The 24,151-nt window shown below is 61.8% G+C and carries 25 protein-coding genes, 1 tRNA gene and 1 pseudogene; 14 read left to right on the plus strand and 13 right to left on the minus strand.

Annotated elements, in window-relative coordinates; all coding sequences use genetic code 11:
- Positions 1–30: 30 nt before the first annotated feature.
- From ACSSU5_RS03345 to ACSSU5_RS03380, 8 genes are all read right to left on the minus strand, one after another.
- The gene (locus tag ACSSU5_RS03345; RefSeq protein WP_264312167.1) at positions 31–771 is read right to left on the minus strand and encodes a flagellar basal body rod protein FlgF; all 741 of its coding nucleotides are present in this window, start codon (positions 769–771) and stop codon (positions 31–33) included.
- Positions 772–955: 184 nt separating this feature from the next.
- Positions 956–1,141 (minus strand): hypothetical protein, encoded by a 186-nt coding sequence (locus tag ACSSU5_RS03350; protein ID WP_264312166.1) that lies wholly within the window; start codon positions 1,139–1,141, stop codon positions 956–958.
- Positions 1,142–1,212: 71 nt separating this feature from the next.
- Positions 1,213–2,967, minus strand: a complete 1,755-nt coding sequence (locus ACSSU5_RS03355; RefSeq protein ID WP_264312165.1) for a flagellar hook-basal body complex protein — start codon at positions 2,965–2,967, stop codon at positions 1,213–1,215.
- Positions 2,968–2,998: 31 nt separating this feature from the next.
- Positions 2,999–3,703, minus strand: coding sequence for a flagellar hook assembly protein FlgD (gene flgD / locus ACSSU5_RS03360; protein WP_264312164.1), 705 nt, complete (start codon positions 3,701–3,703; stop codon positions 2,999–3,001).
- Between the two features lie 15 nt (positions 3,704–3,718).
- A complete protein-coding gene (gene flgC, locus ACSSU5_RS03365) occupies positions 3,719–4,162 on the minus strand; it encodes a flagellar basal body rod protein FlgC (RefSeq protein WP_264312163.1) in 444 nt (147 codons plus the stop codon).
- A 2-nt stretch (positions 4,163–4,164) separates the two neighbouring features.
- A complete protein-coding gene (gene flgB / locus ACSSU5_RS03370) occupies positions 4,165–4,572 on the minus strand; it encodes a flagellar basal body rod protein FlgB (protein ID WP_264312162.1) in 408 nt (135 codons plus the stop codon).
- Between the two features lie 308 nt (positions 4,573–4,880).
- Positions 4,881–5,708 (minus strand): protein-glutamate O-methyltransferase CheR, encoded by an 828-nt coding sequence (gene cheR, locus ACSSU5_RS03375; protein ID WP_264312161.1) that lies wholly within the window; start codon positions 5,706–5,708, stop codon positions 4,881–4,883.
- A 51-nt stretch (positions 5,709–5,759) separates the two neighbouring features.
- Positions 5,760–6,689 (minus strand): chemotaxis protein CheV, encoded by a 930-nt coding sequence (locus ACSSU5_RS03380; protein ID WP_099428629.1) that lies wholly within the window; start codon positions 6,687–6,689, stop codon positions 5,760–5,762.
- Positions 6,690–6,766: 77 nt separating this feature from the next.
- On the opposite strand from ACSSU5_RS03380, the gene flgA reads away from it, so the two are divergent.
- From flgA to ACSSU5_RS03400, 4 genes are all read left to right on the plus strand, one after another.
- Complete coding sequence (flgA, locus tag ACSSU5_RS03385; RefSeq protein WP_264312160.1) at positions 6,767–7,519, plus strand: flagellar basal body P-ring formation chaperone FlgA; 753 nt, start codon at positions 6,767–6,769, stop codon at positions 7,517–7,519.
- Between the two features lie 156 nt (positions 7,520–7,675).
- Positions 7,676–7,990 (plus strand): flagellar biosynthesis anti-sigma factor FlgM, encoded by a 315-nt coding sequence (flgM, locus tag ACSSU5_RS03390; protein ID WP_492560606.1) that lies wholly within the window; start codon positions 7,676–7,678, stop codon positions 7,988–7,990.
- Between the two features lie 50 nt (positions 7,991–8,040).
- The gene (locus ACSSU5_RS03395; protein WP_264312158.1) at positions 8,041–8,508 is read left to right on the plus strand and encodes a flagella synthesis protein FlgN; all 468 of its coding nucleotides are present in this window, start codon (positions 8,041–8,043) and stop codon (positions 8,506–8,508) included.
- Positions 8,509–8,587: 79 nt separating this feature from the next.
- Positions 8,588–9,331: a flagellar brake protein gene (locus ACSSU5_RS03400; protein ID WP_264312157.1), complete on the plus strand. Its 744-nt coding sequence runs from the start codon at positions 8,588–8,590 to the stop codon at positions 9,329–9,331.
- Positions 9,332–9,590: 259 nt separating this feature from the next.
- On the opposite strand, the gene ACSSU5_RS03405 is transcribed toward ACSSU5_RS03400, so the two are convergent.
- The 3 genes from ACSSU5_RS03405 to bkdR form a co-directional block, all read right to left on the minus strand.
- Positions 9,591–10,931, minus strand: a complete 1,341-nt coding sequence (locus tag ACSSU5_RS03405) for an MFS transporter (protein WP_492560607.1) — start codon at positions 10,929–10,931, stop codon at positions 9,591–9,593.
- Positions 10,932–11,062: 131 nt separating this feature from the next.
- Positions 11,063–12,304: a glutamine synthetase family protein gene (locus tag ACSSU5_RS03410; protein WP_264313880.1), complete on the minus strand. Its 1,242-nt coding sequence runs from the start codon at positions 12,302–12,304 to the stop codon at positions 11,063–11,065.
- Between the two features lie 297 nt (positions 12,305–12,601).
- Positions 12,602–13,087: a Bkd operon transcriptional regulator BkdR gene (bkdR, locus tag ACSSU5_RS03415; RefSeq protein WP_264312155.1), complete on the minus strand. Its 486-nt coding sequence runs from the start codon at positions 13,085–13,087 to the stop codon at positions 12,602–12,604.
- A 197-nt stretch (positions 13,088–13,284) separates the two neighbouring features.
- On the opposite strand from bkdR, the gene ACSSU5_RS03420 reads away from it, so the two are divergent.
- The 4 genes from ACSSU5_RS03420 to lpdA are packed head-to-tail and all read left to right on the plus strand — an operon-like array spanning position 13,285 to position 18,246.
- The gene (locus ACSSU5_RS03420; RefSeq protein ID WP_264312154.1) at positions 13,285–14,517 is read left to right on the plus strand and encodes a 3-methyl-2-oxobutanoate dehydrogenase (2-methylpropanoyl-transferring) subunit alpha; all 1,233 of its coding nucleotides are present in this window, start codon (positions 13,285–13,287) and stop codon (positions 14,515–14,517) included.
- A 1-nt stretch (position 14,518) separates the two neighbouring features.
- Positions 14,519–15,577, plus strand: coding sequence for an alpha-ketoacid dehydrogenase subunit beta (locus ACSSU5_RS03425; RefSeq protein WP_264312153.1), 1,059 nt, complete (start codon positions 14,519–14,521; stop codon positions 15,575–15,577).
- Complete coding sequence (locus ACSSU5_RS03430; protein ID WP_492560608.1) at positions 15,578–16,864, plus strand: dihydrolipoamide acetyltransferase family protein; 1,287 nt, start codon at positions 15,578–15,580, stop codon at positions 16,862–16,864. It abuts the gene before it with no gap.
- A 2-nt stretch (positions 16,865–16,866) separates the two neighbouring features.
- Entirely contained in the window at positions 16,867–18,246 is a 1,380-nt protein-coding gene (gene lpdA / locus ACSSU5_RS03435; RefSeq protein ID WP_492560609.1) for a dihydrolipoyl dehydrogenase, read from the plus strand.
- A 104-nt stretch (positions 18,247–18,350) separates the two neighbouring features.
- Here the strand turns inward: lpdA and ACSSU5_RS03440 are convergent, their stop codons facing one another.
- Positions 18,351–19,349 (minus strand): sensor domain-containing diguanylate cyclase, encoded by a 999-nt coding sequence (locus ACSSU5_RS03440; RefSeq protein ID WP_264312150.1) that lies wholly within the window; start codon positions 19,347–19,349, stop codon positions 18,351–18,353.
- 395 nt (positions 19,350–19,744) lie between these two features.
- Between ACSSU5_RS03440 and ACSSU5_RS03445 the strand changes: the two genes are divergently transcribed.
- The 6 genes and pseudogenes from ACSSU5_RS03445 to ACSSU5_RS03470 all read left to right on the plus strand — a co-directional run.
- Positions 19,745–20,485, plus strand: a complete 741-nt coding sequence (locus ACSSU5_RS03445) for an AzlC family ABC transporter permease (protein ID WP_264312149.1) — start codon at positions 19,745–19,747, stop codon at positions 20,483–20,485.
- On the plus strand, positions 20,485–20,811 hold the full coding sequence (locus ACSSU5_RS03450; protein ID WP_492560610.1) for an AzlD domain-containing protein: 327 nt from the start codon (positions 20,485–20,487) through the stop codon (positions 20,809–20,811). Before ACSSU5_RS03445 ends, ACSSU5_RS03450 begins: the two co-directional genes overlap by 1 nt.
- A 170-nt stretch (positions 20,812–20,981) precedes the next feature.
- The gene (locus tag ACSSU5_RS03455) at positions 20,982–22,205 is read left to right on the plus strand and encodes an SfnB family sulfur acquisition oxidoreductase (RefSeq protein ID WP_492560611.1); all 1,224 of its coding nucleotides are present in this window, start codon (positions 20,982–20,984) and stop codon (positions 22,203–22,205) included.
- A gap of 10 nt (positions 22,206–22,215) precedes the next feature.
- Positions 22,216–22,881, plus strand: a complete 666-nt coding sequence (locus ACSSU5_RS03460; RefSeq protein WP_264312146.1) for a methionine ABC transporter permease — start codon at positions 22,216–22,218, stop codon at positions 22,879–22,881.
- Positions 22,882–22,913: 32 nt separating this feature from the next.
- A complete protein-coding gene (locus ACSSU5_RS03465) occupies positions 22,914–23,693 on the plus strand; it encodes a MetQ/NlpA family ABC transporter substrate-binding protein (protein WP_492560612.1) in 780 nt (259 codons plus the stop codon).
- A gap of 40 nt (positions 23,694–23,733) precedes the next feature.
- Positions 23,734–23,916 (plus strand): annotated as a pseudogene (locus ACSSU5_RS03470) (ATP-binding cassette domain-containing protein); the annotation flags it as partial.
- A gap of 129 nt (positions 23,917–24,045) precedes the next feature.
- Here ACSSU5_RS03470 and ACSSU5_RS03475 read toward each other — a convergent pair.
- Positions 24,046–24,122 (minus strand) — tRNA-Arg (locus ACSSU5_RS03475).
- Positions 24,123–24,151: the final 29 nt, after the last annotated feature.

The following is a 24,151-nucleotide window of genomic DNA, read 5'->3' on the forward strand; positions in this document are numbered from 1 at the left end:
GCCTGTTTTACGGCACCCGTTCAAATGTGATTAGCCGATTTGCAAAACACGCGCCATGGCTTCGTCGCCTTCCTTGGCCGCGTTCATCATCTTGACGTGCAGTTCGAACTGGCGGGACAACGCCAGCACCGAGGTCATTTCCTCGACGGCGTTGACGTTGCTGCCTTCCAGAAAGCCCGACACCACGCGAACGTTGACGTCGGCATCTGCCGGTTGGCCATTGGTGGTGTGGATCATGCCGTCCAGGCCCTTGGTCAGGCCTTTGATGTCGGGGTTGACCAGTTTGATGCGGTCGACCTCGGCCATCACGCGTGGGTCTTCACCCATGGCGCGAATGCTGATAGTGCCGTCAGCACCCACTTCAACTTTCTGCTCCGGCGGAATGGCAATCGGGCCGCCGTTGCCGATCACCGGCATACCGTTGCCGGCACGCAGCACGCCCAAGGCGTCGATGTTCAGGCTGCCGGTGCGCACGTAGGCTTCGCTGCCATCCGGGGCCTGCACGGCGATGAAACCCTTGCCGGCCACGGTCACGTCCAGCTCGCGGCCGGTCTCGACCATCGGGCCTTCACTGAAGTCGGTGGCCGGGCGTTCGGTCATGGCGAAGGCGCGCGCCGGAAAGCTGTCGCCAAACACCGGCATCGAGCGCGCCTGCTCCAGGTCGCGCTGAAAGCCGTTGGTGGAAATGTTCGCCAGGTTGTTGGCATGGGCCTTCTGCGCCAGCGCGTTCTGGCTGGCGCCGGTCATGGCCACGTAAAGCATCTTGTCCACAGTTATCCTCCGCTGCAGTGGCGGTCGTTTGCCGCTCGCCGTCGCTATGGAGGCAGTAAAGCAAGTTCCGAACCAACTTCATGAAATCATGAAAAAGCCCGTGGATACGGGCTCTTGCGGGAACCCCCCACACGCTGAACGTCGGTTATCCGGCGCCGGATTGCCGATAACGGCAAAGCGACCGCTAGCGTTCACGACACCCACCATTGTTGTAAGGCCCCGCGAACCGCTTCCACCCCTCCCCTGGCGACCACTGGGAACACACCAAGCGCCCATCCACCTGGCTCTCCCAGCGCCACCACGGCGCGGTACCTGCCTGCGCGTGATAGAGGCAGAACGCTGCCAGCCAAGCGACAAGCTGCTTTTTCATGAGCCCTCCTACAAAACGACAAACCCCTTCACAAGAAAGGGGTTTATCTACACACCATCAAAAAGCGTCCATCAGGCCATCTGGATGATGGTCTGCATGATGGTGCTTTCAGTCGAAATGGTCTTGGCGTTCGCCTGGTAGTTGCTTTGTGCCTTGATCAGCTCCACCAGCTCCTGAGTCAGGTTGACGTTCGACCCTTCCAGCGCATTGGACTCGATAGCACCCAGGGTACCGGTCTTCGGCGCATCGATACCGGGAATGCCGGAGTTGTAGGTTTCAGTCCAACGGGTACCACCGATCTGCTGAAGGCCCTGCTCGTTAGCGAAACTGGCCAACGCCACCTGGCCAATGGCGCGGGACTGCCCATTGCTGAAGCTGGCGAACAGCACGCCTGTCGCATCGATGCTCAAGTTCGACAAAATACCGGTGGCATAGCCATCCTGAGATTGCGACATACGTGCAGTCTCAGTGTTGTAGGAGGTCGTGCTGGCCATCGACAGCTTCATGCCAGTGGCATTGCCCACCGCGCCATTGGCACCCCAGTTACCCGAAGCCCCCTGGGACGCCGGCACCCAACCCACCATGCTGAAGGTATTGTTGGCAACAGTGAACGACGTACCGACAGGCAGGCCGGTGTTGTCCGCCGTCATTGAGTTGACCGAGCCATCGCTATTGAAATTGATGGTGCCCACCAGCGGCTGGGTGCTGCTTGGATCGAACGGGTTACGCCCATCGACCAGGGTGTACATGGTCCACTCGTTGGTGCCAGTTTTGCGATAGAACTGCTCCAGGGTGTGCTCGTTGCCTTGGCTGTCATACACCTTGGTTGGGAATGAACGGTTATAAGTGGCTTCGTCGGCCGGATCGAACGGTTTGTTCGCAACCAAGGCTGGCGAAGTGACGCCCAGCGTTTGAGCAGCACCGGTAGCACCGCTGGCGGCCCAGTCACCATTGGCATCCTGCATGGCAGGCACCCAGCCGGTCATGTTGAAGTTACCGTTGCTTACGGTGAACGACGCCCCGCTCGGCACGCCATTGCTGTCAGCAAGCATGCCACTGATGGACCCATCGCTGTTGTAGTCGATGACACCCGCCACCGGGGTTGTGCTGGTCGGATCGAACGGATTGCGCCCATCGACCAAGGTGTACATGGTCCACTCATTGGTACCGGTCTTTCGGTAGTACTGCTCCACGGTGTGGTCGACACCGTCACTGTCTTGCACGGTGCTGGACGTCGAACGCTGATAGGTACTTGCATCCGCCGGGTTGAACGCACCCATGGTCGGCGGCGTGGTGTTGTCATAGACCTGGAATGGAATCGATTTTGCCGACGAGTTCAGGTTGATGCCCTGATCGATCAGCGAAGTCGCCTTGGGCTGCAATGCCGAGGTATCAATCTTCAGGTCAGTCAGCCCACTCTTCTGGATCTTGCCGCTCGCGTCGGCCGCATAACCCTGCAGCCGCAGGCCATCCGAGGTAATCACAAAGTTGTCTTTACTGGGCTGGAAGGCGCCCGCTCGGGTGTAGACATGCGAGCCATTGTCAGACAGCACAAAGAACCCCTGCCCTTGAATGCCCATGTCCAGCGCATTCCCGGTGGTGTTGACATCGCCCTGGGCAAACCGCTGGGAAACAGCAGCCAAGCGCACGCCGTTACCGATCTGGTTCTTACCTACGCCCAGGCGGTTGGAACCTGCATAGACGTCTGCAAATTCGGCACGAGACGATTTGAACCCGGTGGTATTGACGTTTGCAATATTGTTGCCAGTGACATCAAGCTGCTTGTTCGCTGCGTACAGACCACTAAGGCCGATATTGAAAGACATAAGGACACTCCATTTGCCGTGTTGACCGGCCTTAGATACCGATGGTTTGTACGTCAGACAGGGAAACCTTGCCCACACCAGCAAGGTTCAACACCATCTCGCCAGCGGCGCTGAAGCTGACGCTGGTGACCTTTGCCGGGAGCAACGTGCTCATCTGCACCGACTTGCCATCCACGGTGGTACTGGCGGTAAAGGTGTAGGTACCTGGGTCGACTTTTTCGCCGCTGGCATTGGTGCCATCCCAGATGAAGTCCGCATAACCGGCTTTCTGCTCACCCAATTCAATGGTCTTGACGGTGTTACCGTCCTTGTCCTTGATGGTGATCTTCGCTTCGCTGATCGCCTGCGGCACAACGAACTGCGCGTTGAAGCTTTCAGTGGTGTCGACCACCGCCTTGTTGTTCTGTACCACCACCGAGCGCCCGACAAGCGAAGAGGCCTGCAGGGCCTGGGACGAGCCCAGGGAACTGGTGATCGCGCTGACCGAGTCATTCAGCGATGTAATCCCTTCCAGGCTGCTGAACTGCGCCAACTGAGCAACGAACTCGCCGTTGTCCTGCGGGTCTAGCGGGTTCTGGTGCTGCATCTGGGTGACCAGCAATTGCAGGAACGCGTCCTTGCCAAGCGAGTCGTTGCCAGTTTTGGATGCCGTGTCCGCAGCCTTCTTGGCAGCAGTACCGACACCCGACGCTGCGAGTACGTCTTTGAGATTAACGCCAGTAGTATCGATTGCCATGGTCTGAATTCCTTATCACTGACCCAGGGTCAGGACCTTCTGCATCATGGCCTTGGCCGTATTCATCAGCTCGGCGTTGGTCTGGAACGCACGGCTGGCAGAGATCATGTCAGCCATCTCCTCGACCACGTTGACGTTTGGGTAGTAGACGTAGCCGTCCTTGTTCGCCGCCGGGTGGTTTGGCTCGTAGCGCGCCTCCAGGTTGCTCTGGTCCTCGACGATGCCTTTGACCTGCACACCCTGCCCGGCTTCGCCCTGATCCTCGAACAGCGACTGGCTGGTACCGCCCTGCGCATTCTGGAAGGTGGTGGCGAACACCGGGTGACGGGCGCGGTAGGTCTGGTCGATGCTCGACGACACGGTCTCGGCGTTGGCGATGTTCGAGGCCACAGTGTTGAGGCGGGTGTTCTGCGCGCTCATGCCGCTACCGGCAATATTGAAGACACTGGAAAGGGACATGATTACTCTCCGCGCAGGGCCGAAACCAGCCCTTTGAATTTACTGTTGAGCAAGGTGAAGCTTGCCTGGAATCCGATGGCGTTTTCGGTGTAGTTCGATTGCTCTAGATGAGCGTCGACGGTGTTCTGGTCGATCGATGGCTGCATCGGGGTGCGGTATTTGAGCGTGTCGTCGGCGATGGCCAGGCCGTCGGCCTCGATGTGCCGACTGTTGGTACGGTCCAGGGCGAAGCGGCCGCTTTGCTGTTTTTCACTCTCGGCAGCGAGCACCGAGGAGAAGTCCATGTCACGCGCCTTGTAGTTGGGCGTGTCGGCGTTGGCGATATTGTTGGCCAGCACTTCAGCGCGCTGGGCGCGGAAGCCCAGAGCCTTTTCGTGAATGCCAAGCGCCTTGTCGAAGCTGATGCTCATGTCGGGGAAACCTTCAAAGGTTGACCGGAGTGTCGTTGAGCAAGGTATAGCAAGGGCTGTGCCAACCACCGGAAAGGCCGGAAACACGGGGTTGCGAGGGATGAACTGGCAGGCTTGATGCCAGAAAAGCGGCAAAGTGCTTCCGCCTGGGGAGGGAAAAGCGGCAATTGCCGGGCGGCAAAAGCGGCAAAACAAAATATTGACGTCAGGGTTTGACGATAGCGATTTGGCGCTTGTGAGATCGAGCGCCGCCCGGGCGGCGCTCGATCTCACAGGCACCACAACCCTCAAGGCATACCCACCTGGCCTTACTTGGCCTGGTAGATAATCCCCGGGCTGCACTGCACCATCTGGTAATGGTCCGGCAGCCCATTCAACGCCTCCGAAGCCCCAAGGAACAGGTAACCCCCAGGCTTGAGCGTGCTGTGGATGCGCAGCAGGATGTCCTTCTTCACCTGGGCCGAAAAATAGATCAGCACGTTGCGGCAGAACACGATGTCGAATTTGCCCAGGCTGGCGTAGCTGTCGAGCAGGTTGAACGAGCGGAACTCGACGCGGCTGCGAATGGCCGGCTTGACCGCCCAACGCCCCGGCCCCTTGGGGTCGAAGTAACGCTGCAGGCGTTCTTGGGACAAGCCGCGGGCAATCGCCAGGCTGTCGTATTCGCCGGTCTTGCAGTTGGTCAGCATGGTCCCGGACAGGTCGGTGGCGACAATCTGCGCCCCCATCTTCAACTGGCCCAGGTTGCTGCGCTCGAACTCGTCGATGGCCATCGAGATGGAGTAAGGCTCCTGCCCCGATGAGCAGGCCGCCGACCACATGCGCAGGCGCTGGCCCGGGTTATTCTTGATGAACTCGGGGATGACCTTGTTCTTCAGCACCTCGAAGGGGTAGGTATCGCGGAACCACAGGGTCTCGTTGGTCGTCATCGCGTCGACCACCTGTTCGCGCAAGCCGCTGCGCGGCTGGGTCTGGATGCGCTGCACCAGCTCACCCAGGCTCTTGATGCCCTGTTGCTCCATCAGCTTGTTGAGACGGCTGGAGACCAGGTACTGCTTATTCTCGCCCAGCAGGATGCCACAGGCTTTCTCCAGGAAGACCCGGAACTGTTCGAAATCCAAATTACCCGTAGACACTCTTGCCGCCTCTTTTCAATCGCTGGTGCCGGGAGCGGGCTCCCGGCTGCTTCAATGCGTTGCTTTGATCCGATCAACCACGCGCTGGGCCAGGTCGTCCGGTTTGAACTTGGCCAAAAAATCATCGGCGCCGACTTTCTTGACCATCGCCTGGTTAAATACCCCAGAGAGCGAAGTATGCAGGACGATGTGCAATTTTTGCATGCGCGGATCGCTGCGGATCTCCGCCGTGAGCGTGTAACCGTCCATTTCTGGCATTTCAATGTCCGAGATCATCATCAGGAACTCTTCTTCCGGACGCTTGCCCTCCTCCACCAGCTGGCGCAGGTAGTTGAGCGCCTGGCGGCCGTCGTTCAGCGCCACCACCTCGACACCGACGGTTTGCAGGCAGCGGCTGACCTGCTTGCGCGCCACCGACGAATCGTCGACGGTCAACACCCGCAGCAGCACGGCCTTGTCCTGCACTTCGGCATCGACCACCCCGGCAGACACCTGCTCGGACGACGGCGCCACTTCGGCCAGCACCTTCTCTACGTCGATGATCTCGACCATGCGATTGTCCACCCGGGTGACGGCAGTCAGGTAGTGGTCGCGGCCGGTGCCCTTGGGTGGCGGATGGATTTCTTCCCAGTTCATGTTGACGATGCGCTCGACCGAGTGCACCAGGAAGCCCTGGGTCTTGGTGTTGTACTCAGTGATGATCACGAAACTGTTGCGCGTGTCTTCCTGCAGCGGCGCCAGCCCGGTGGCCATCGACAGGTCGAGGATCGGGATGGTCGCCCCACGAATGTTGGCCACGCCGCGCACCACCGGGTGGGACTTGGGCAGCAAGGTCAGCGCTGGGCACTGCAGTACTTCTCTGACCTTGAACACGTTGATGCCGTAGAGCTGCCCGCCATTGAGGCGAAACAGCAACAATTCCAGGCGATTCTGCCCCACCAGCTGTGTACGCTGGTTGACCGAATCCATAACACCCGCCATGCCAGACTCCTTTACGTTTCAGCCTTTCGTTGCAAATCAGGTACCGAGTCGGCACGGGCTTTGCTTTTTTGAGCGCCATGTACACGAAAACGACATTTTTCCGACGATTGACGCACCTGCTGACTGGCTCGCTGGCCACGCTGTGCCTGCTGGTGCCCGGCGTTCGCACGCTGGCGGACGCGTTTACCTTGCCTGAACAGCTTATCGGTGTCACCCAAGGGTTTCTTGAATTCACCGTAGAAGATTATCTGGCCACCACCCAGACCGTCGGCCGTTACGAGATCCAGGTCAGCACGCTCGACCCTCGTTTGCGCATGCCACTGTGCAGCCAGCCGCTGGACGCGTCACTGGAAAGCCCCTCGCAGCCACTAGGCCGGGTCACCGTGCGGGTACGCTGCGACAGTGCCGCGCCATGGACCGTGTTCGTGCCGGCAACGGTGCGGTTGTTCCGCGATGTGGTGGTGGTTACCCGCCCGCTCAAGCGCGACAACGTGGTGGGCGAAGGCGACGTGGCCCTGCGCGAGCGCGATGTCGGCACCCTCGGCCAGGGTTTTCTCAGCGAACTCGACCAGGCAGTGGGCATGAAGATGCTACGGCCCACCGTCATCGACCAGGTGCTCACCCCGCAGCACCTTGAGCAGGCCGAGGTGGTGCGCAAGGGCGACCAGGTGGTAATCATCGCCCGCAGCGGCAGCCTGAGCGTGCGCATGCCGGGCGAAGCATTGAGCAAGGGCGGCCTGAGCGAACAGATCCGGGTGCGCAACCTGAATTCCAAACGCGTGATCAAGGCCAGAGTGACCGGCCCCGGCCAGGTCGAGGTGACGATGTAGCAGGATTGCGCTGGCAGTGTGGAACGGCTTTTCCTAAACTGTGTCAGAAAACGGGTTCGCGAGCTTGCTGACAGGCGGCTAAGCATTTGTGCCTAAAGTTTCTATCGGGTTGGCCGAAAACAAGGCAAGCGTCCAAATACCCAGGGGTTTCTGATCATGGTCATCGACTTCAGTCGTTTGAATAACTCTCCGTCCGTCACGGGCGGCGTTCGTGGCTCTGCCGCGTCCGGCACCGCCGAAAAGCCCGGCGCGAGCCAGGAAACGCCTAAAAGCACCGTCGCCAGCGGAGAAGCAGTACACCTCAGCCAAGAGGCACAGCAGTTGCAAAAAGTCAGCGACACGCTGCGCGAGCAGCCCGTCGTCAACAGTGCCCGCGTGGCCCAGTTGAAACAGGCGATCGCCGATGGCAGCTACCAGGTCGATGCCGGCCGGGTCGCCAGCAAACTGCTCGATTTCGAAGCCCAGCGCTGACCGTTCGGCGCGCTGACTTCATGGACGCTTACTGAAGCCAAGAGTTAGCCATGCACGACATCACTTTGCTGCAACTGATCGAAGATGACATTGCCCCGATGCAGGAGCTGCTTGACCTTCTTCAACAGGAAGCAGTCGCCTTGCATGGGCGCGACATGGCGCCACTGGAGGGCATCCTGGCCCGCAAGCAGTCGCTGATCGTGTTGCTCGAACAGCAAGGCCAGCGGCGCAACAACTTGCTTGCCGGCCTCGGCCTGAGTGCCAACCGCGCCGGAATACAGGCCGTGGCCGCACAGTCAGCGAATGGTGAAGTGCTCATGCAGCAACTCGACGTGCTGACCCAGCTAATGGACACCTGCCGGCAGGTCAACGAGACTAACGGCCGGATCATCCAGGTTCAGCAACACGTCACCAACAACCAGATCAGAATCCTCATGGGTGGCGATTCTCCGTCGCTCTACGACAGCCGGGGCAGCACCTCGCTGCTGGCCAAGCCGCGCGCACTCAGCCAAGTGTGATACTTCTATCAAGGCACAGAACATACTGGCAAAATGCCGTTACTTGCGTGTGTCGTTTTTGCCTGGAGATTGATTAGCCGTGTTCAATGAAGCCGATGCCCCGCAGCCGCCAAAGGTGCTCAGTACGCCTTTGGAGATCGCGGCCAACCTGCGACAGCTGCAGGAAAGTCATGACCCCCTGATCATCACCTTCCATGATCGCAGCCAGCGCTTTCAGAGCTACGTGGTACATGTCGACCGCGACAGCAAAACCCTGGCACTGGACGAGATGATCCCCCGCGACGGCGAAAAATTCATCGAGAACGGCGAATCGTTTCGCGTCGAAGGCTTCCACGATGGTGTGCGCATCGCCTGGGAATGCAATGCCCCGCTGACCATCAGTGAAGTCAACGGCCACCGCTGCTACCGCGGCGCGATGCCGGAAGAAATGACCTACCACCAGCGCCGCAACGCATTCCGCGCCGCACTCAAGCTGTCACAGCTGGTCGACATCACCCTCGACGGCACTCACCTCAAGGGCAACGGCGCCCTGCGCGGCAAGCTGCTGGACATCTCGGCCACCGGTTGCAAGCTGCGCTTCGAAGGCAATGTCGAGGACCGCCTGCAACTGGGCCAGGTGTACGAGCGCTTCAAGGCTGGCAACCCACTGGGCCTGGGCGATACCATGGTCGAACTGCGCCACCTGCACTTCGAAGAGCGTATCAACACCACCTTCGCTGGCGTACGTTTCCATAACCTCAGCGGCCAGGCGCAGCGCAAGATCGAGAGCTTTGTCTACCAACTGCAGCGTGAGGCGCGGCGGTTCGATAAAGACGACTATTGATAGCGCCGCTTCAGGCCTGAACGCCACCCAATCGGGTGGCGTTTTCGTTTGGCGCCTGCCCACCTCGGGCGCTTCGCGGAACATGCCCTTTATGATTCGTTGCACATTCACCGCCGAGCTGCATTGCCAATTCGGCCAGATTGGCGTGGTTGATACGCCGCTGGGCGCCCATCCTTTTTTTTCGGCTGATCAGGACGGCTGGCTGAGTACCGATGACATGCGAGGAGACTCACTCAGCTCTGTTCATGGGGGGAGCGGGTCAAACCGACCGCTGCACCTCAGCTTCAGGCTTGACGCCCTCGGCGCTCGACGCCTGATCCTGCTCGGTATCTTCCGCCGCCACCGGTGCCTGCATCACGTCCTGCACGGTTTGTTCATCGACCCGTGGGTCCAGCGCCGCCGACAACGGCGAACCGGCTGCAGGCATCGCCACGTGGCCCAACGGTGCGTCCTGCACCTGGTGCAGCCCGGTGACCGCTTTCGGCCGAATCCGCCACACCAGCACCAGCGCGAAGAACACGAAGAAGGCATAGAGCATCTGCGAGCCCAGCACCTTCATCAATACCCCGGCTGCCAGCGGGCCGATACAGGCGCCCACGCCATAAGTGACCAGCAACATGGCCGTCAGCGATACGCGGCGCTCGCTCTCGACATGGTCATTAGAGAACGCCACCGCCAACGGATACAGGCAGAACTGCAGCAACGAGATGACAAAGCCGATGCCGAACAGCAACTCCAGCGGCACGCTGGGTAAAATCGCCAACGGCGCCGAGGCCAGCGCCAGGCCGACTGCGGCACTGCGAATCAGCACCGCGCGGTCGTAGCGGTCGGACAGCCAGCCCAACGGCCACTGCACCAATAACCCGGCAAAGATGCAGCTGCCCATGAACAGACCGATCTGCTCGGTGGACAGCCCTTGGCTAGAAGCATACAGCGGCGCCAGGCCGTAGAACGAACCGACGATCAGCCCCGAACCGAGTACCGTGCTCAGCGACTGGGGCACCCGCTTGATGAAGAACTTGGGCTCCATCGGTGCCGGGCGCAAAGGCGCCGGGTGAATGCGCCGGGTCATCGCCACGGGCACCAGGCACAGGGCGAAGCACATGGCGACCAACATCAGCAGTTCAGGGCCGAGCTCGGGGTGCACCACCAGGATCAGCTGGCCGAGCACCAGGCCCAGGTAAGAGGCGATCATGTAGCCGCTGAACACCGCGCCACGGTGCTTGGCGTCGGCTTGTTCATTGAGCCAGCTCTCGATGACCATGTACTGGCACATCATCCCCAAGCCGACCACCATCCGCAGCCCGACCCAAGCCGGCAGCCAGTTGGTCATGCCATGGCCGAGCACCGCCGCGCAGACGATGCCCGCGCAGGTCGCATAGGCGCGGATGTGCCCTACCCGGCCGATCAGCCGGTGGCCGACCTTGCCGCCCACGGCCAGGCCGAAGTAGTTGGCCGCCATCAACGCACCGACCCACAAACTGTCGACATGATCGGCCGCCAGGCGCAGTGCCAGGTAAGTACTGAGCAGGCCTGAGCCGATAAGCATCATCAAGGCAGCGAAATACAGCGACTGAAACGGCTTCCAGATGTTTCGCATACGTCCCGTCGGGCTCCCTGGTCAGGTGGCGTTGGCTTGTTGGCTAGCATAAAAGCAAATGTGCCGCAGCGCAGTCCCCTGCCGGCGAAATAGCAGAACAGGGGACGCGTCCAGTAGCGGTCGTGTCGCGATCAGGCTTGTGCCGCCAGGACCCGACGCTCCCAGGGCGTGATCTCGTCGAAGAAGTCGGTCAGTTCCAGGGTCTTGGTGGCGACGTAGCCTTCGATGAACTCAGTGCCGAACAGTTCCCGCGCCAGCGCGCTGCGCTTCAGGCGTTCAAGCGCCGCGTGTAGGGTACAGGGCAGACTCAGGTGCTCCGGCACCTCGAATTCGCCCTGAATGGCCGGAGTCGGCTGCAAGCGTTGCTCGATGCCGTGCAACCCTGCGGCCAGGCTCGCGGCGATCGCCAGATACGGGTTGGCGTCGGCACCGGGCAGACGGTTTTCCACGCGCCGGGCCACCGGCGCACTGGCCGGTATGCGCAGGCCTGCCGCGCGGTTGTCCTCCGACCAGCAGGCATTGTTGGGCGAGGCGTAGGGATGACACAGGCGCTGGTAGGAATTGACGTTGGGGGCGAACAGCGCGGTGAAGTCCGCCATGCACGCCTGCAAACCGCCAATAAAGTGCAGGAAGGTCTCGGTCGGCTGCCCCTGGTCATCGCTGAACACGTTACGCCCGCTGCCGATCTCCACCAGGCTCTGGTGGATGTGCATGGAACTGCCGGGGGTTTTCGCCAACGGCTTGGCCATGCACACCACGGTCAGCCCATGCTTGAGCGCCACTTCCTTGAGCAGGTGCTTGAACAGGAACGTCTGGTCGGCCAGCAGCAGTGGGTCACCGTGCAACAGGTTGATCTCGAACTGGCTGATGCCCATCTCGTGCATGAAGGTGTCACGCGGCAGGCCGAGCGCCGCCATGCACGCGTAGACCTCGTTGAAGAACGGTCGCAAGCCGTTGTTGGAGCTGACACTGAACGCCGAATGACCAAGCTCCCGGCGGCCATCCTTGCCCAGCGGCGGCACAAACGGCTGCAGCGGGTCGGTATTGGGTGCGAAGACAAAGAATTCGAGCTCCGTCGCCACCACGGGCGCCAGGCCCAAGGCTGCGTAGCGGGCGATCACCGCCTTGAGCTGACCACGGGTGGACAACGCAGAAGACCTGCCATCCAGTTCGTTGGCATCGCAAATGGCCAAGGCGCGCCCGTCGTCACTCCAGGGCAGGCGATGGATTTGGCTGGGCTCAGCCACCAGCGCCAGATCACCGTCATCGCTGCCGTAAAACCTTGCCGGGGGGTAGCCTCCCATGATGCATTGCAGCAGTACGCCACGGGCCATCTGCAGGCGCCGGCCTTCGAGGAACCCCTCGGCGGTCATCACCTTGCCGCGCGGTACACCGTTGAGGTCGGGGGTGACGCATTCGATTTCATCGATGCCCTGGAGGTGCTCGGCGAGAGTATTCGGGCCGGGGGTGGTCATGACGCTTGTCCTTGTTGTTATAGGCTGACAACAACATAGGCTGGGGGTGTTTAAAATATCAAGCACCTGACTTGATTGCTGTGCTGGCCTCTTCGCGGGGCAAGCCCGCTCCCACAGATATACCGCCGATACTGAGCGAAAGCATGTACCCGTGGGCGCGGGCTTGCCCCGCAAAGAGGCCGGAATGGGCAACCCTCATTCCCGCAACGTCATCCCATTGGAAGGCAACGGCAACGCCGTTTTATACCGCACCTGTTTCAAGGCAAAACTCGACCGGATATTCGCCACCCCCGGCAACCGCGTCAGGTAATCGAGAAACCGCTCCAGCGCCTGAATGCTCGGCAACAGCACCCGCAGCAGGTAATCCGGATCCCCGGTCATCAGGTAGCACTCCATCACCTCGGGGCGTTCGGCGATTTCTTCCTCGAAGCGGTGCAGCGATTGCTCCACCTGTTTTTCCAGGCTCACATGAATGAATACATTTACATCCAGCCCCAGCGCCTCAGGCGACAACAACGTCACCTGCTGGCGGATCACCCCCAGCTCTTCCAAGGCCTTGACCCGGTTGAAACAGGGGGTGGGCGACAGGTTCACCGAGCGCGCCAGCTCCGCATTGGTGATGCGCGCGTTTTCCTGAAGACTGTTGAGAATGCCGATATCCGTACGATCGAGTTTGCGCATGAGACAAATTCACCGGTTTTTTGTGTTTATGCGGAATGTTTATCTGCGCCCGTAGGCAAAGGCAACCAACTTGAGAGAAAAATTCTTCTGCTGTGCCACTAAGATGTACAGGACGCTGACTTACCAGTCACAAGCCGGTACTCAGCGGCGGCCGCTTCAGAGCTCACAAAAACAACATTCGAGCGAGCGTAAAAAGCATGAACGAGTACGCCCCCCTGCGTTTGCATGTGCCCGAGCCCACCGGCCGGCCAGGCTGCCAGACCGATTTTTCCTACCTGCGTCTGAACGATGCAGGTGTTGTCCGTAAACCTTCTATCGACGTCGATGCTGCCGACACCGCAGAGCTGTCCAACAGCCTGATCCGCGTGCTGGACGAGCACGGTGACGCCCTGGGCCCATGGGCCGAAGACATCGACCCACAGGTACTGCGTCAAGGCATGCGCGCCATGCTCAAGACGCGCATCTTCGACAGCCGCATGGTGGTAGCCCAGCGCCAGAAAAAGATGTCCTTCTACATGCAGAGCCTGGGCGAAGAAGCCATCGGCAGCGCCCAGGCCCTGGCCCTGAACCGCACCGACATGTGCTTCCCCACCTATCGCCAGCAAAGCATCCTGATGGCCCGCGACGTGTCGCTGGTGGAGATGATCTGCCAGCTGCTGTCCAACGAGCGCGACCCGCTCAAGGGCCGCCAGCTGCCGATCATGTATTCGGTGCGCGAGGCAGGCTTCTTCACCATCAGCGGCAACCTGGCGACCCAGTTCGTGCAGGCGGTCGGCTGGGCCATGGCCTCGGCGATCAAGGGCGATACCAAGATCGCCTCGGCCTGGATCGGCGATGGCGCCACTGCCGAGTCGGACTTCCACACCGCCCTGACCTTCGCCCACGTGTACCGCGCGCCGGTCATCCTCAACGTGGTCAACAACCAGTGGGCAATCTCCACCTTCCAGGCCATTGCCGGGGGTGAATCGACCACCTTTGCCGGCCGTGGCGTGGGGTGTGGCATCGCCTCCCTGCGCGTCGACGGCAACGACTTCGTCGCCGTGTACGCAGCCTCGCGCTGGGCCGCCGAACGCGCCCGCCGTGGCCTGGGCCCGTGCCTGATCGAATGGGTCACCTACCGTGCCGGCCCGCACTCGACCTCCGACGACCCGTCCAAATACCGGCCTGCCGATGACTGGAGCCACTTCCCGCTGGGTGACCCGATCACCCGCCTGAAGCAGCACCTGATCAAGATCGGCCACTGGTCCGAGGAAGAACACCAGGCGGTTACCGCCGAGTTCGAGGCCGCCGTCATCGCTGCACAGAAAGAAGCCGAACAGTACGGCACCCTGGCCAACGGCCATATCCCAAGCGCGGCCTCGATGTTCGAGGACGTGTACAAGGAAATGCCCGAACACCTGCGCCGTCAACGCCAGGAACTGGGGGTTTGAGATGAACGACCACAACAACAGCATCAACCCGGAAACCGCCATGGCCACCACTACCATGACCATGATCCAGGCCCTGCGCTCGGCCATGGACATCATGCTTGAGCGTGACGACAATGTCGTGGTCTACGGCCAGGACGTCGGTTACTTCGGCGGCGTGTTCCGCTGCACCGAAGGCCTGCAGACCAAGTACGGCAAGTCGCGCGTGTTCGACGCGCCGATCTCCGAAAGCGGTATCGTCGGTACTGCCGTGGGCATGGGTGCCTACGGCCTGCGCCCGGTGGTGGAAATCCAGTTTGCCGACTACTTCTACCCGGCCTCCGACCAGATCGTGTCGGAAATGGCCCGCCTGCGTTATCGCTCGGCCGGTGAGTTCATCTCCCCGCTGACCCTGCGCATGCCGTGCGGTGGTGGCATCTACGGCGGCCAGACCCACAGCCAGAGCCCAGAAGCAATGTTCACCCAGGTGTGCGGGCTGCGCACGGTCATGCCGTCCAACCCCTATGACGCCAAGGGCCTGTTGATCGCTTCGATCGAATGCGACGACCCGGTCATCTTCCTTGAGCCCAAACGCCTCTACAACGGCCCGTTCGACGGCCACCACGACCGCCCCGTGACGCCGTGGTCGAAGCACCCACACAGCGCCGTGCCGGATGGCTACTACACCGTGCCGCTGGACAAGGCCGCCATCACCCGCCCCGGCAACGACGTTACCGTGCTGACCTACGGCACCACGGTTTACGTGGCACAAGTGGCCGCTGAAGAGACCGGTGTCGACGCCGAGGTCATCGACCTGCGCAGCCTGTGGCCGCTGGACCTGGAAACCATCGTCGCGTCGGTGAAAAAGACCGGCCGCTGCGTGGTGGTGCACGAGGCTACCCGCACCTGCGGTTTCGGTGCCGAGCTGGTGTCGCTGGTCCAGGAGCACTGCTTCCATCACCTCGAAGCGCCGATCGAGCGCGTCACCGGTTGGGACACCCCCTACCCCCACGCACAGGAATGGGCTTACTTCCCAGGGCCTTCGCGGGTAGGTGCGGCATTGAAACGGGTCATGGAGGTCTGAATGGGCACGCACGTCATCAAGATGCCGGACATCGGCGAAGGCATCGCGCAAGTCGAGTTGGTCGAGTGGTTCGTCAAGGTCGGCGATGTGATCGCCGAAGACCAGGTGGTGGCCGATGTCATGACCGACAAGGCAACCGTGGAAATCCCTTCGCCAGTCAGTGGCAAGGTGCTGGCCCTGGGCGGCCAGCCAGGTGAAGTGATGGCGGTCGGCAGCGAGCTGATCCGCATCGAAGTGGAAGGCAGCGGCAACCATGTCGACACGCCGCAGCCCCAGCAAGCCGAAGCCAAGCCGGCCGAGGCAGTAGCCGCGCCAGTGGCCAGCGCGCCGCAAGCGCGTGCCGCAGCGCCAGCACCCGCCTGCCAGGCCGCCGCTACCCAGGCGGCCGCGCCGATCGTGCCGCGCCAGGCCGGCGACAAGCCACTGGCCTCCCCGGCCGTGCGCAAGCGCGCCCTGGATGCCGGTATCGAACTGCGCTACGTACATGGCAGCGGCCCAGCCGGGCGCATCCTGCACGAAGACCTCGACGCCTTCATGAGCAAGCCGCAAACCACCGCTGGGCAAGCCCCTGGCGGCTACGCCAAGCGTACCGACAGCGAGCAGGTGCAAGTCATCGGCCTGCGCCGCAAGATCGCCCAGCGCATGCAGGACGCCAAGCGCCGGGTCGCGCACTTCAGCTACGTTGAAGAAATCGACGTCACCGCCCTGGAAGCCCTGCGCCAGCAGCTCAACCAGAAGCACGGTGACAGCCGCGGCAAGCTGACCTTGCTGCCGTTCCTGGTCCGCGCCCTGGTCGTGGCCCTGCGCGATTTCCCGCAGATCAATGCCACCTATGACGACGAAGCGCAAATCATCACCCGCCATGGTGCGGTGCATGTGGGCATCGCTACCCAGGGCGACAACGGCCTGATGGTGCCGGTACTGCGCCATGCCGAGGCCGGCAGCCTGTGGAGCAATGCCAGCGAGATCGCGCGCCTGGCAACCGCCGCACGCAGCAACAAGGCCAGCCGCGACGAGCTGTCCGGCTCGACCATCACCTTGACCAGCCTCGGCGCGCTGGGCGGCATCGTCAGCACGCCGGTAGTCAACACCCCGGAAGTGGCGATCGTCGGCGTCAACCGCATGGTCGAACGGCCGATGGTGATCGACGGCCAGATCGTCATACGCAAGATGATGAACCTGTCCAGCTCGTTCGACCACCGCGTGGTCGACGGCATGGATGCCGCGCTGTTCATCCAGGCCGTGCGTGGCCTGCTTGAGCAACCCGCCTGCCTGTTCGTGGAGTGAGCATGCAACAGACTATCGAAACCACCCTGCTGATCATCGGCGGTGGCCCTGGCGGCTATGTGGCCGCCATCCGCGCCGGGCAACTGGGTATCCCCACCGTGCTGGTGGAAGGCCAGGCGCTGGGCGGCACCTGCCTGAACGTCGGCTGCATTCCGTCCAAGGCGTTGATCCATGTCGCCGAGCAGTTCCACCAGACCTCGCGCTATACCGAGCCGTCGGCACTGGGCATCAGTGTCAGCTCGCCACGCCTGGACATCACCCGCAGCGTGGCCTGGAAGGACGGCATCGTCGACCGCCTGACCACTGGCGTGGCTGCCTTGCTGAAAAAGCACGGGGTCAAGGTGATCCATGGCTGGGCGAAGATCCTCGACGGCAAGCATGTCGACGTCGACGGCCAGCGTATTCAGTGCGAGCACCTGTTGCTGGCCACAGGCTCGAACAGCGTCGAACTGCCCATGCTGCCCATCGGCGGGCCGATAATTTCCTCGACCGAGGCACTGGCCCCTGAGGCCTTGCCGCAGCACCTGGTGGTGGTGGGCGGTGGCTATATCGGCCTGGAGCTGGGCATTGCCTACCGCAAGCTGGGCGCCCAGGTGAGCGTGGTGGAAGCGCGCGAGCGCATCCTGCCCACCTACGACAGCGAATTGACCGCCCCCGTGGCCGAGGCGATGAAGAAGCTAGGTATTGCCGTGTACCTGGGCCATAGCGTCGAAGGTTACGACAACGGTTGCCTGCTGGCCCGTGACGGCCAGGGCGAGCAACTGCGCCTGGAAGCCGACAGGGTGCTGGTGGCTGTAGGTCGCCGCCCGCGTACGCAAGGTTTCAACCTGGAATCGCTCGAGCTGAAGATGAACGGCGCCGCCATCGCTATCGACGAGCGCTGCCAGACCAGCATGCGCAATGTCTGGGCCATCGGCGACGTGGCCGGTGAGCCGATGCTCGCGCACCGGGCCATGGCCCAGGGCGAGATGGTCGCCGAGATCATCGCCGGCAAGGCACGACGCTTCGAACCCAGTGCAATCGCTGCGGTGTGCTTCACCGACCCGGAGATCGTGGTGGTTGGCAAAACCCCTGAGCAAGCCAGCCAACAAGGCCTGGATTGCATCGTCGCGCAGTTCCCGTTCGCCGCCAACGGCCGGGCCATGAGCCTTGAGTCCAAGGCCGGCTTCGTACGCGTGGTGGCGCGCCGCGACAATCACCTGATCCTGGGTTGGCAGGCGGTAGGCGTGGCGGTCTCGGAGCTGTCCACGGCCTTTGCCCAGTCGCTGGAAATGGGTGCATGCCTGGAGGACATCGCCGGCACCATCCACGCCCACCCGACGCTGGGTGAAGCGGTACAGGAAGCCGCATTGCGCGCACTGGGCCACGCCCTGCATATCTGACACTGAAGCGGCTGAGGCCGATTTGGCCCGCTGCGCCCAAGGCGCAGCGGGTCTTTTTTCATTCTGACTGTGGAGCAGCCTTGTGCTGCGAAGAGGCCGTCAGGTCATTCGGCTACGGCGTTCTTGCCCGCCCCCTTGGCGCGATACAGGGCCTTGTCCGCACGGGCCAGCACGTCATGCTGGTCCTCACCTTCCTGCCATTGCACCACCCCATAGCTCATGGTCAGGCGACAGTCGCCGACCGGCTCAACCTGCTCCATCACCTGGCGTAACTGGGCCGCCACCTCAAGCGCCTCGGCCAGTGAGGTCTGCGGCAGCACGATGACGAACTCGTCACCGCCCCAACGGGCCAGCAGGTCATGCTCGCGCAGGCAGGTGCGCAGATTGTCGACTACCTGGATCAACGCCGCATCGCCACGGGCATGGCCGTAGTGGTCGTTGATCGGTTTGAAGTCGTCCACGTCCATGGCTATCAGCGACAACGGCTGGCGGAAGCGATGGGCGCGCTCGCATTCCAGCTGCAACACCTTTTCCAGCCGATAGCGATTGGCGATGCGGGTCAGCGCATCGCGCTCGGCCAGTTCGCGGTTTTCATCCAGTTGGCGCTGCAATTGCTGGTTGACCCAAGACAGCTCACGGGTGCGTTCGGCCACCAGGCTCTCCAGCGACAGGTTCTGCTGTTCAAGCTGCGCCACCCGCCGTTTGCCGGCATCGATATTGCGGTGGGCGCCGAGCATGCGGGCCACCGAGCCGTCGTCGTTGCGGGCAATGATGTAGCCGCTGTCTTCGATCCACAGGTAGCTGCCATCCTGGCAGCGGCACCGGTACTCGATCAGGTAGCGCTCATTGCGCTGGTTGATATAGGCCTCAAAATGCGCCATGACCCGCGGATAGTCCTCCGGGTGAATGACGCTTTCCCACGTCAGCACCGAGTTGGCCATGGAATGGCTGGCGTAGCCGAGCAGGGCGTACCAGCCCGGGTTGCGATAAACGTAGCCGGTGTTGGCATTCCAGTCCCAGATGCCGTCGCTGATCAATTCGAACAAGGTCAGCAGCTGCTGCTCACTGAAGCCGGCGGGTGCCGGCGTGATTTCCTGAATCATGAATGCTCTCCCGCACAGCGTATGAAAGACGACATGGCGCACAAGACCCAGGCGAAGATCGAGGAGCAGGTAGCCGAGCAGGAAGGCGCCTCAGTTGAACAGGGCCTGACAGCACGCCAGGCGTGAGGCAACAGGGGACTGGTTTGGCTGCCCCCGGCCTGAGGCAAGGGGGCACCACCCCCCACCGATCACGCTAACTGCACCAGCGCCTCCTCCACTGCCGCCACCCGCTGGTTAGCCTTGGCCCCAGGCAGCTTCCACGCGACGATGGCCATGCCCAGTGGCACGCAGCGATTTAGGCCTAATATTTCAGAAATCTGTCGTTGTGGCCAACGCTCACGCGCATTACCTTGGCATAGCCCATCGCCCCTCCCGACTATCGTCAAGGAATTATCATGCCGTACCCCAGTGCGAGCCAAGCGTTCAGGCAAGGCGCACACAGCGTTCTGCCATTGACCTCCGGCGTCGTGCCGTTCGGCTTGATCACCGGGGTTACGGCCATTGGCATGGGCCTGTCGCCAGCCGATGCCCTCGGCATGACGTTGCTGTTCTACTCCGGCTCGGCGCAGATGGTGGTGATGCAGTTGATGCAAAACGGCGCCCTCCCGGTGACCATGGTGGTCACCGCGCTGGTGATCAACCTTCGCTTCCTGATGTACAGCGCAAGCCTCGCCCCGCACCTTGGCCACCTGCCACGACGCCACAAATGGCCGATGGCCTATCTGCTTTCGGACCAGTCCTTTGCCTTGTGTTCGTTGAAAATGTCTTCGGGCGAGCTCGGGCGTTTCGCCTTTCACTACTACGCCGGCACGGCGATCACCATGTGGTTCGGCTGGAACCTTTCGGTGCTGGCGGGCATGTACCTCGGTGCAGGGATTCCCGAAGACTGGTCGCTGGGCTTTGCCATCCCCTTGTCGTTCCTGGCGCTGCTGGTCCCCAGCATTCGCAACCGGGCGACGCTCGGCGCAGCGCTGGTCGGCGGGGTGCTCGCGGTGCTGGCGATCGACCTGCCCTATAACCTGGGCCTGTTGGCGGGCGCACTGGGCGGGATCATCACCGGCTTGACCCTTGAGGGCCTGCAGAAAACAAAAACCGTACAGCCCGTGGCGGATGAAAAAGTCGAGCAGGATGCATGATGAGCGAAATAAGCCAGTGGATAACCTTCCTGTTGATCGGCCTGGGCACCTTCGCTGTCCGGTTGTCTTTCATCGAGTTCTACACCGTGCTGCGCATCCCGCCGCTGTTTCGTCGCGCGCTGGCCTATGTGCCGGCCAGCGTACTGGCCGCGCTGGTGCTGCCCGCCGTGGTGTTCCCTGACCGACACGCCGACTTCGACTGGATGAACCCGCAGATTCCCGCAGCGATACTGGCGGGCCTGGTTGCCTGGCGTACACGTAGCACGCTGCTGACGCTGGGCGTGGGTATGGGCGTGCTGTGGGCATTGAAGCACTGGGGGCTTTAGGCTCGTTGACTTTGCAGGCACTGTTGGGACACAGACAGGGGATCAACAATTAGCCGCGCAGGCAAACAGGAGCACTGCCGTAACACCCTCTCAACACATTGATTTAACTGAAATTAATCTTTGGCATGACAGATGCTATCGATAGACAACCGACCTCACACGAGCAGTCCATGTCTACCGAATTCATCTCTGCCTTTTACGAAATCCGCGACCCAGCGGCCCATGTCATCCGCGACGATGCCGAAGCGCTTTCAGTCGCCCACCAGATAGCAGCCCTGCTTCGCGAAGAGGCTGCGCAACGTGATCGAACCCGCGAAGTACCCGCCGACATCGTCGATGCATTCTCCAACAGTGGGCTCTGGGGCATTACCGTGCCACGCGTGCATGGTGGTGCCGAAGTGTCCTTTGCCACGCTGGCGCAGGTCATTGCCATTGTTTCGGCGGCGGACCCGTCGCTGGGGCAGATCCCGCAAAACCACTATTGCCTGCTCGAAGACATCCGCCTGCAAGGCACCGAGCAGCAGAAGCACTACTTCTTCAATCTAGCCCTGCAAGGGCATCGCTTTGCCAATGCGCTGTCGGAAACCGGCGGCAAGACCGTCCAGGACATCCGTACACGCCTGGTCGCCGAGGGTGACGGCTACCGCATCGACGGCAAAAAAGGCTACTGCACAGGGTCGTTGTACGCCCACTGGATAGGCGTGCTGGCGCTGGATGAACAGGGCCGCGCCCAGCTTGCATTCGTACCGCGTGGCACCCCGGGCCTGGTGGTGATCGATGACTGGAGCAGCATGGGCCAGCGCACCACTTCAAGCGGCACCGTGCTGCTGGACGGCTTGCGGGTACCGGCGTTCAACCTCTTCCCCACCTACCGCTCCTACGACAACCCGACGCTGGCAGGCCCCTTCGCCCAACTCACCACGGCCGCCATCGACGCAGGCATCGCCCGGGCGGCCCTGGACGACACCATTGCCTTCGTCCGCGAGCACGCCCGGCCATGGGTCGATGCCAAGGTCGAGAAGGCCAGCGAAGACCCTTTGACGATCATTCAGGTCGGCGCCCTGGAAATCCGCCAGGAGGCGGCCGAAGCCTTGCTCGAACGCGCCGGCTGGGTGCTGGATGCGGCCAAACCGGCGCCGGACGAAAACAATGTTGCCGCAGCCTCTATCGCCGTTGCCAAGGCCAAGGTGCTGACCACCGAAGTGGCCATCGAGGCCAGTAACCGCCTGTTCGAACTCGGTGGCACGCGCTCGTCGCTGACCCGCTACAACCACGATCGCCACTGGCGCAACGCGCGTGTGCATACCCTTCACGACCCGGTGCGGTGGAAGTATCACCTGGTGGGCAATTGGGCGTTGAACGGCATCAAACCCACCCGGCACGACTGGAACTGAGGGCGCGCCCATGAACGAACTGCTCGCCAATGTCGATTGGATGGAGATCGCCCAGGCCGGTGTCGAAACGCTCAGCATGCTCGGTGCGGCCCTGGGGCTCACCGTACTACTCGGCTTGCCACTGGGGGTGCTGCTGTACCTGACCGGGCAACGCCAGCTGCTGGCCCACGGCCCCTTGTACCGTGGGTTGTCCGTGGTGGTGAACGTGCTGCGTTCGCTGCCGTTCATCATCCTGCTGATCGTTCTGATCCCGATCACCACCCTGGTAACCGGCACTTCACTGGGCGTCAGGGGCACGATCCCACCACTGGTGGTCGGGTGCACACCCTTTTTTGCGCGCCTGGTGGAAACCGCGCTGCGGGAAGTGGACCGGGGGCTGGTGGAAGCCAGCCAGGCCATGGGCGGCAGCATCCGGCAAATCATCTGGTACACGCTGCTACCCGAAGCTCGCACGGGCCTCATTGCGGCAATCACGGTGACCGCGATCGTACTGGTCGACTACACCGCCATGGCTGGGGTAATCGGCGGCGGCGGCCTGGGCGACCTGGCCATCCGCTTCGGTTACCAGCGCTTTCAGACCGATGTCATGGTCGTGACGGTCATTCTCCTGATTCTACTGGTGCAAGCGCTGCAGATGAGCGGCGACCGCCTGGTCAGGCACTTCACTCGACGTTGAACCCTCCCCTCTACACGCTTCAGGTACCTGCCATGAAAAAAATCCTTTCCACCCTGGCCGTCTGCGTTACCTTCAGCGCTCTCGGTGCTCACGCAGCAGAACATCTGGTCGTCGGCGCCACCCCGGTGCCTCATGCTGAAATCCTTGAGTTCGTCAAACCGGAGCTGGCCAAACAAGGTGTCGAACTCGACATCAAGGTGTTCAACGATTTCATCCAGCCCAACCTGCAGTTGGCGCAAAAGAACCTGGATGCCAACTACTACCAGTACCGGCCGTTTCTCAACGACTTCAACAAGGCGCGGCACACCGACCTGGTGCCGGTGGTGGGCGTGCACATCGAGCCGTTCGGGGCGTACTCCGCCAAGTACAAGCACCTGGCCGACCTGCCTGACGGCGCCAGCGTGGCCATCCCCAATGACCCGGTGAACACCGGGCGGGCCCTGGTGTTGCTGGCCGAGGCCGGGCTGGTCACGTTGAAGGATGCGAGCAACCCACAATCAACCCAACGCGACATCACCGCGAACCCTCGCCACCTGAAGATCCGCGAATTGGAAGGGGCCATGCTGGCCCGCTCAGTAAACCAGGTCGACCTCGCGTTCGTTTTCGCCAACTACGCACTGGAGGCCGGGATCGATACCAACAGCGCCCTCATCGTCGAAAAAGGCAAAGACCTCTACGTCGAATACCTTGTGGCGCGCCCGGACAACCTGCAGGACCCAAGCATCCAGAAACTGGCGAAAGCGTTGAATTCCCCTGAGGTGCGCAACTTCATCCTGACCCGTTACAAAGGCCAGATCGCACCGGGTTTCTAACCTTTGTGGCCAAGGCGCCATGGGATACCAAAAATGAGTCGTTTCGGGCGGGCAGAAACAACGTGTCGGGATCGCCCGGGCGTTGGTGCTGCAACCCGAAATCCTGCTGTGCGGTGAAGCGACCTCGGCCCTCGACCCGCAAAGCACCCAGTCGGTCCTTGACCTGTTGCGCGACATCAATAAACGCCTGGGGCTGACCATCGTGCTGATCACCCATCGGGTGCTTTCGGCTGACGATTACAAGCGATGATGCGCCCGAGACGATCATACGCCGAGCGCAAGGGCTGGCAGACCGGGCTGAATGGGTAACGGCGTCGCTGGGTAGCGAAAGCGTGGAACACGCTTGAAGAAATGGCGTCCCAGGCAGGAATTGAACCTGCAACCTTCCCCTTAGGAGGGGGATGCTCTATCCAATTGAGCTACTGAGACGCAAGAACCGGCAGTGAACACTGCACGGT

Source organism: Pseudomonas sp. E1MeOHC2 (genome assembly GCF_058745025.1).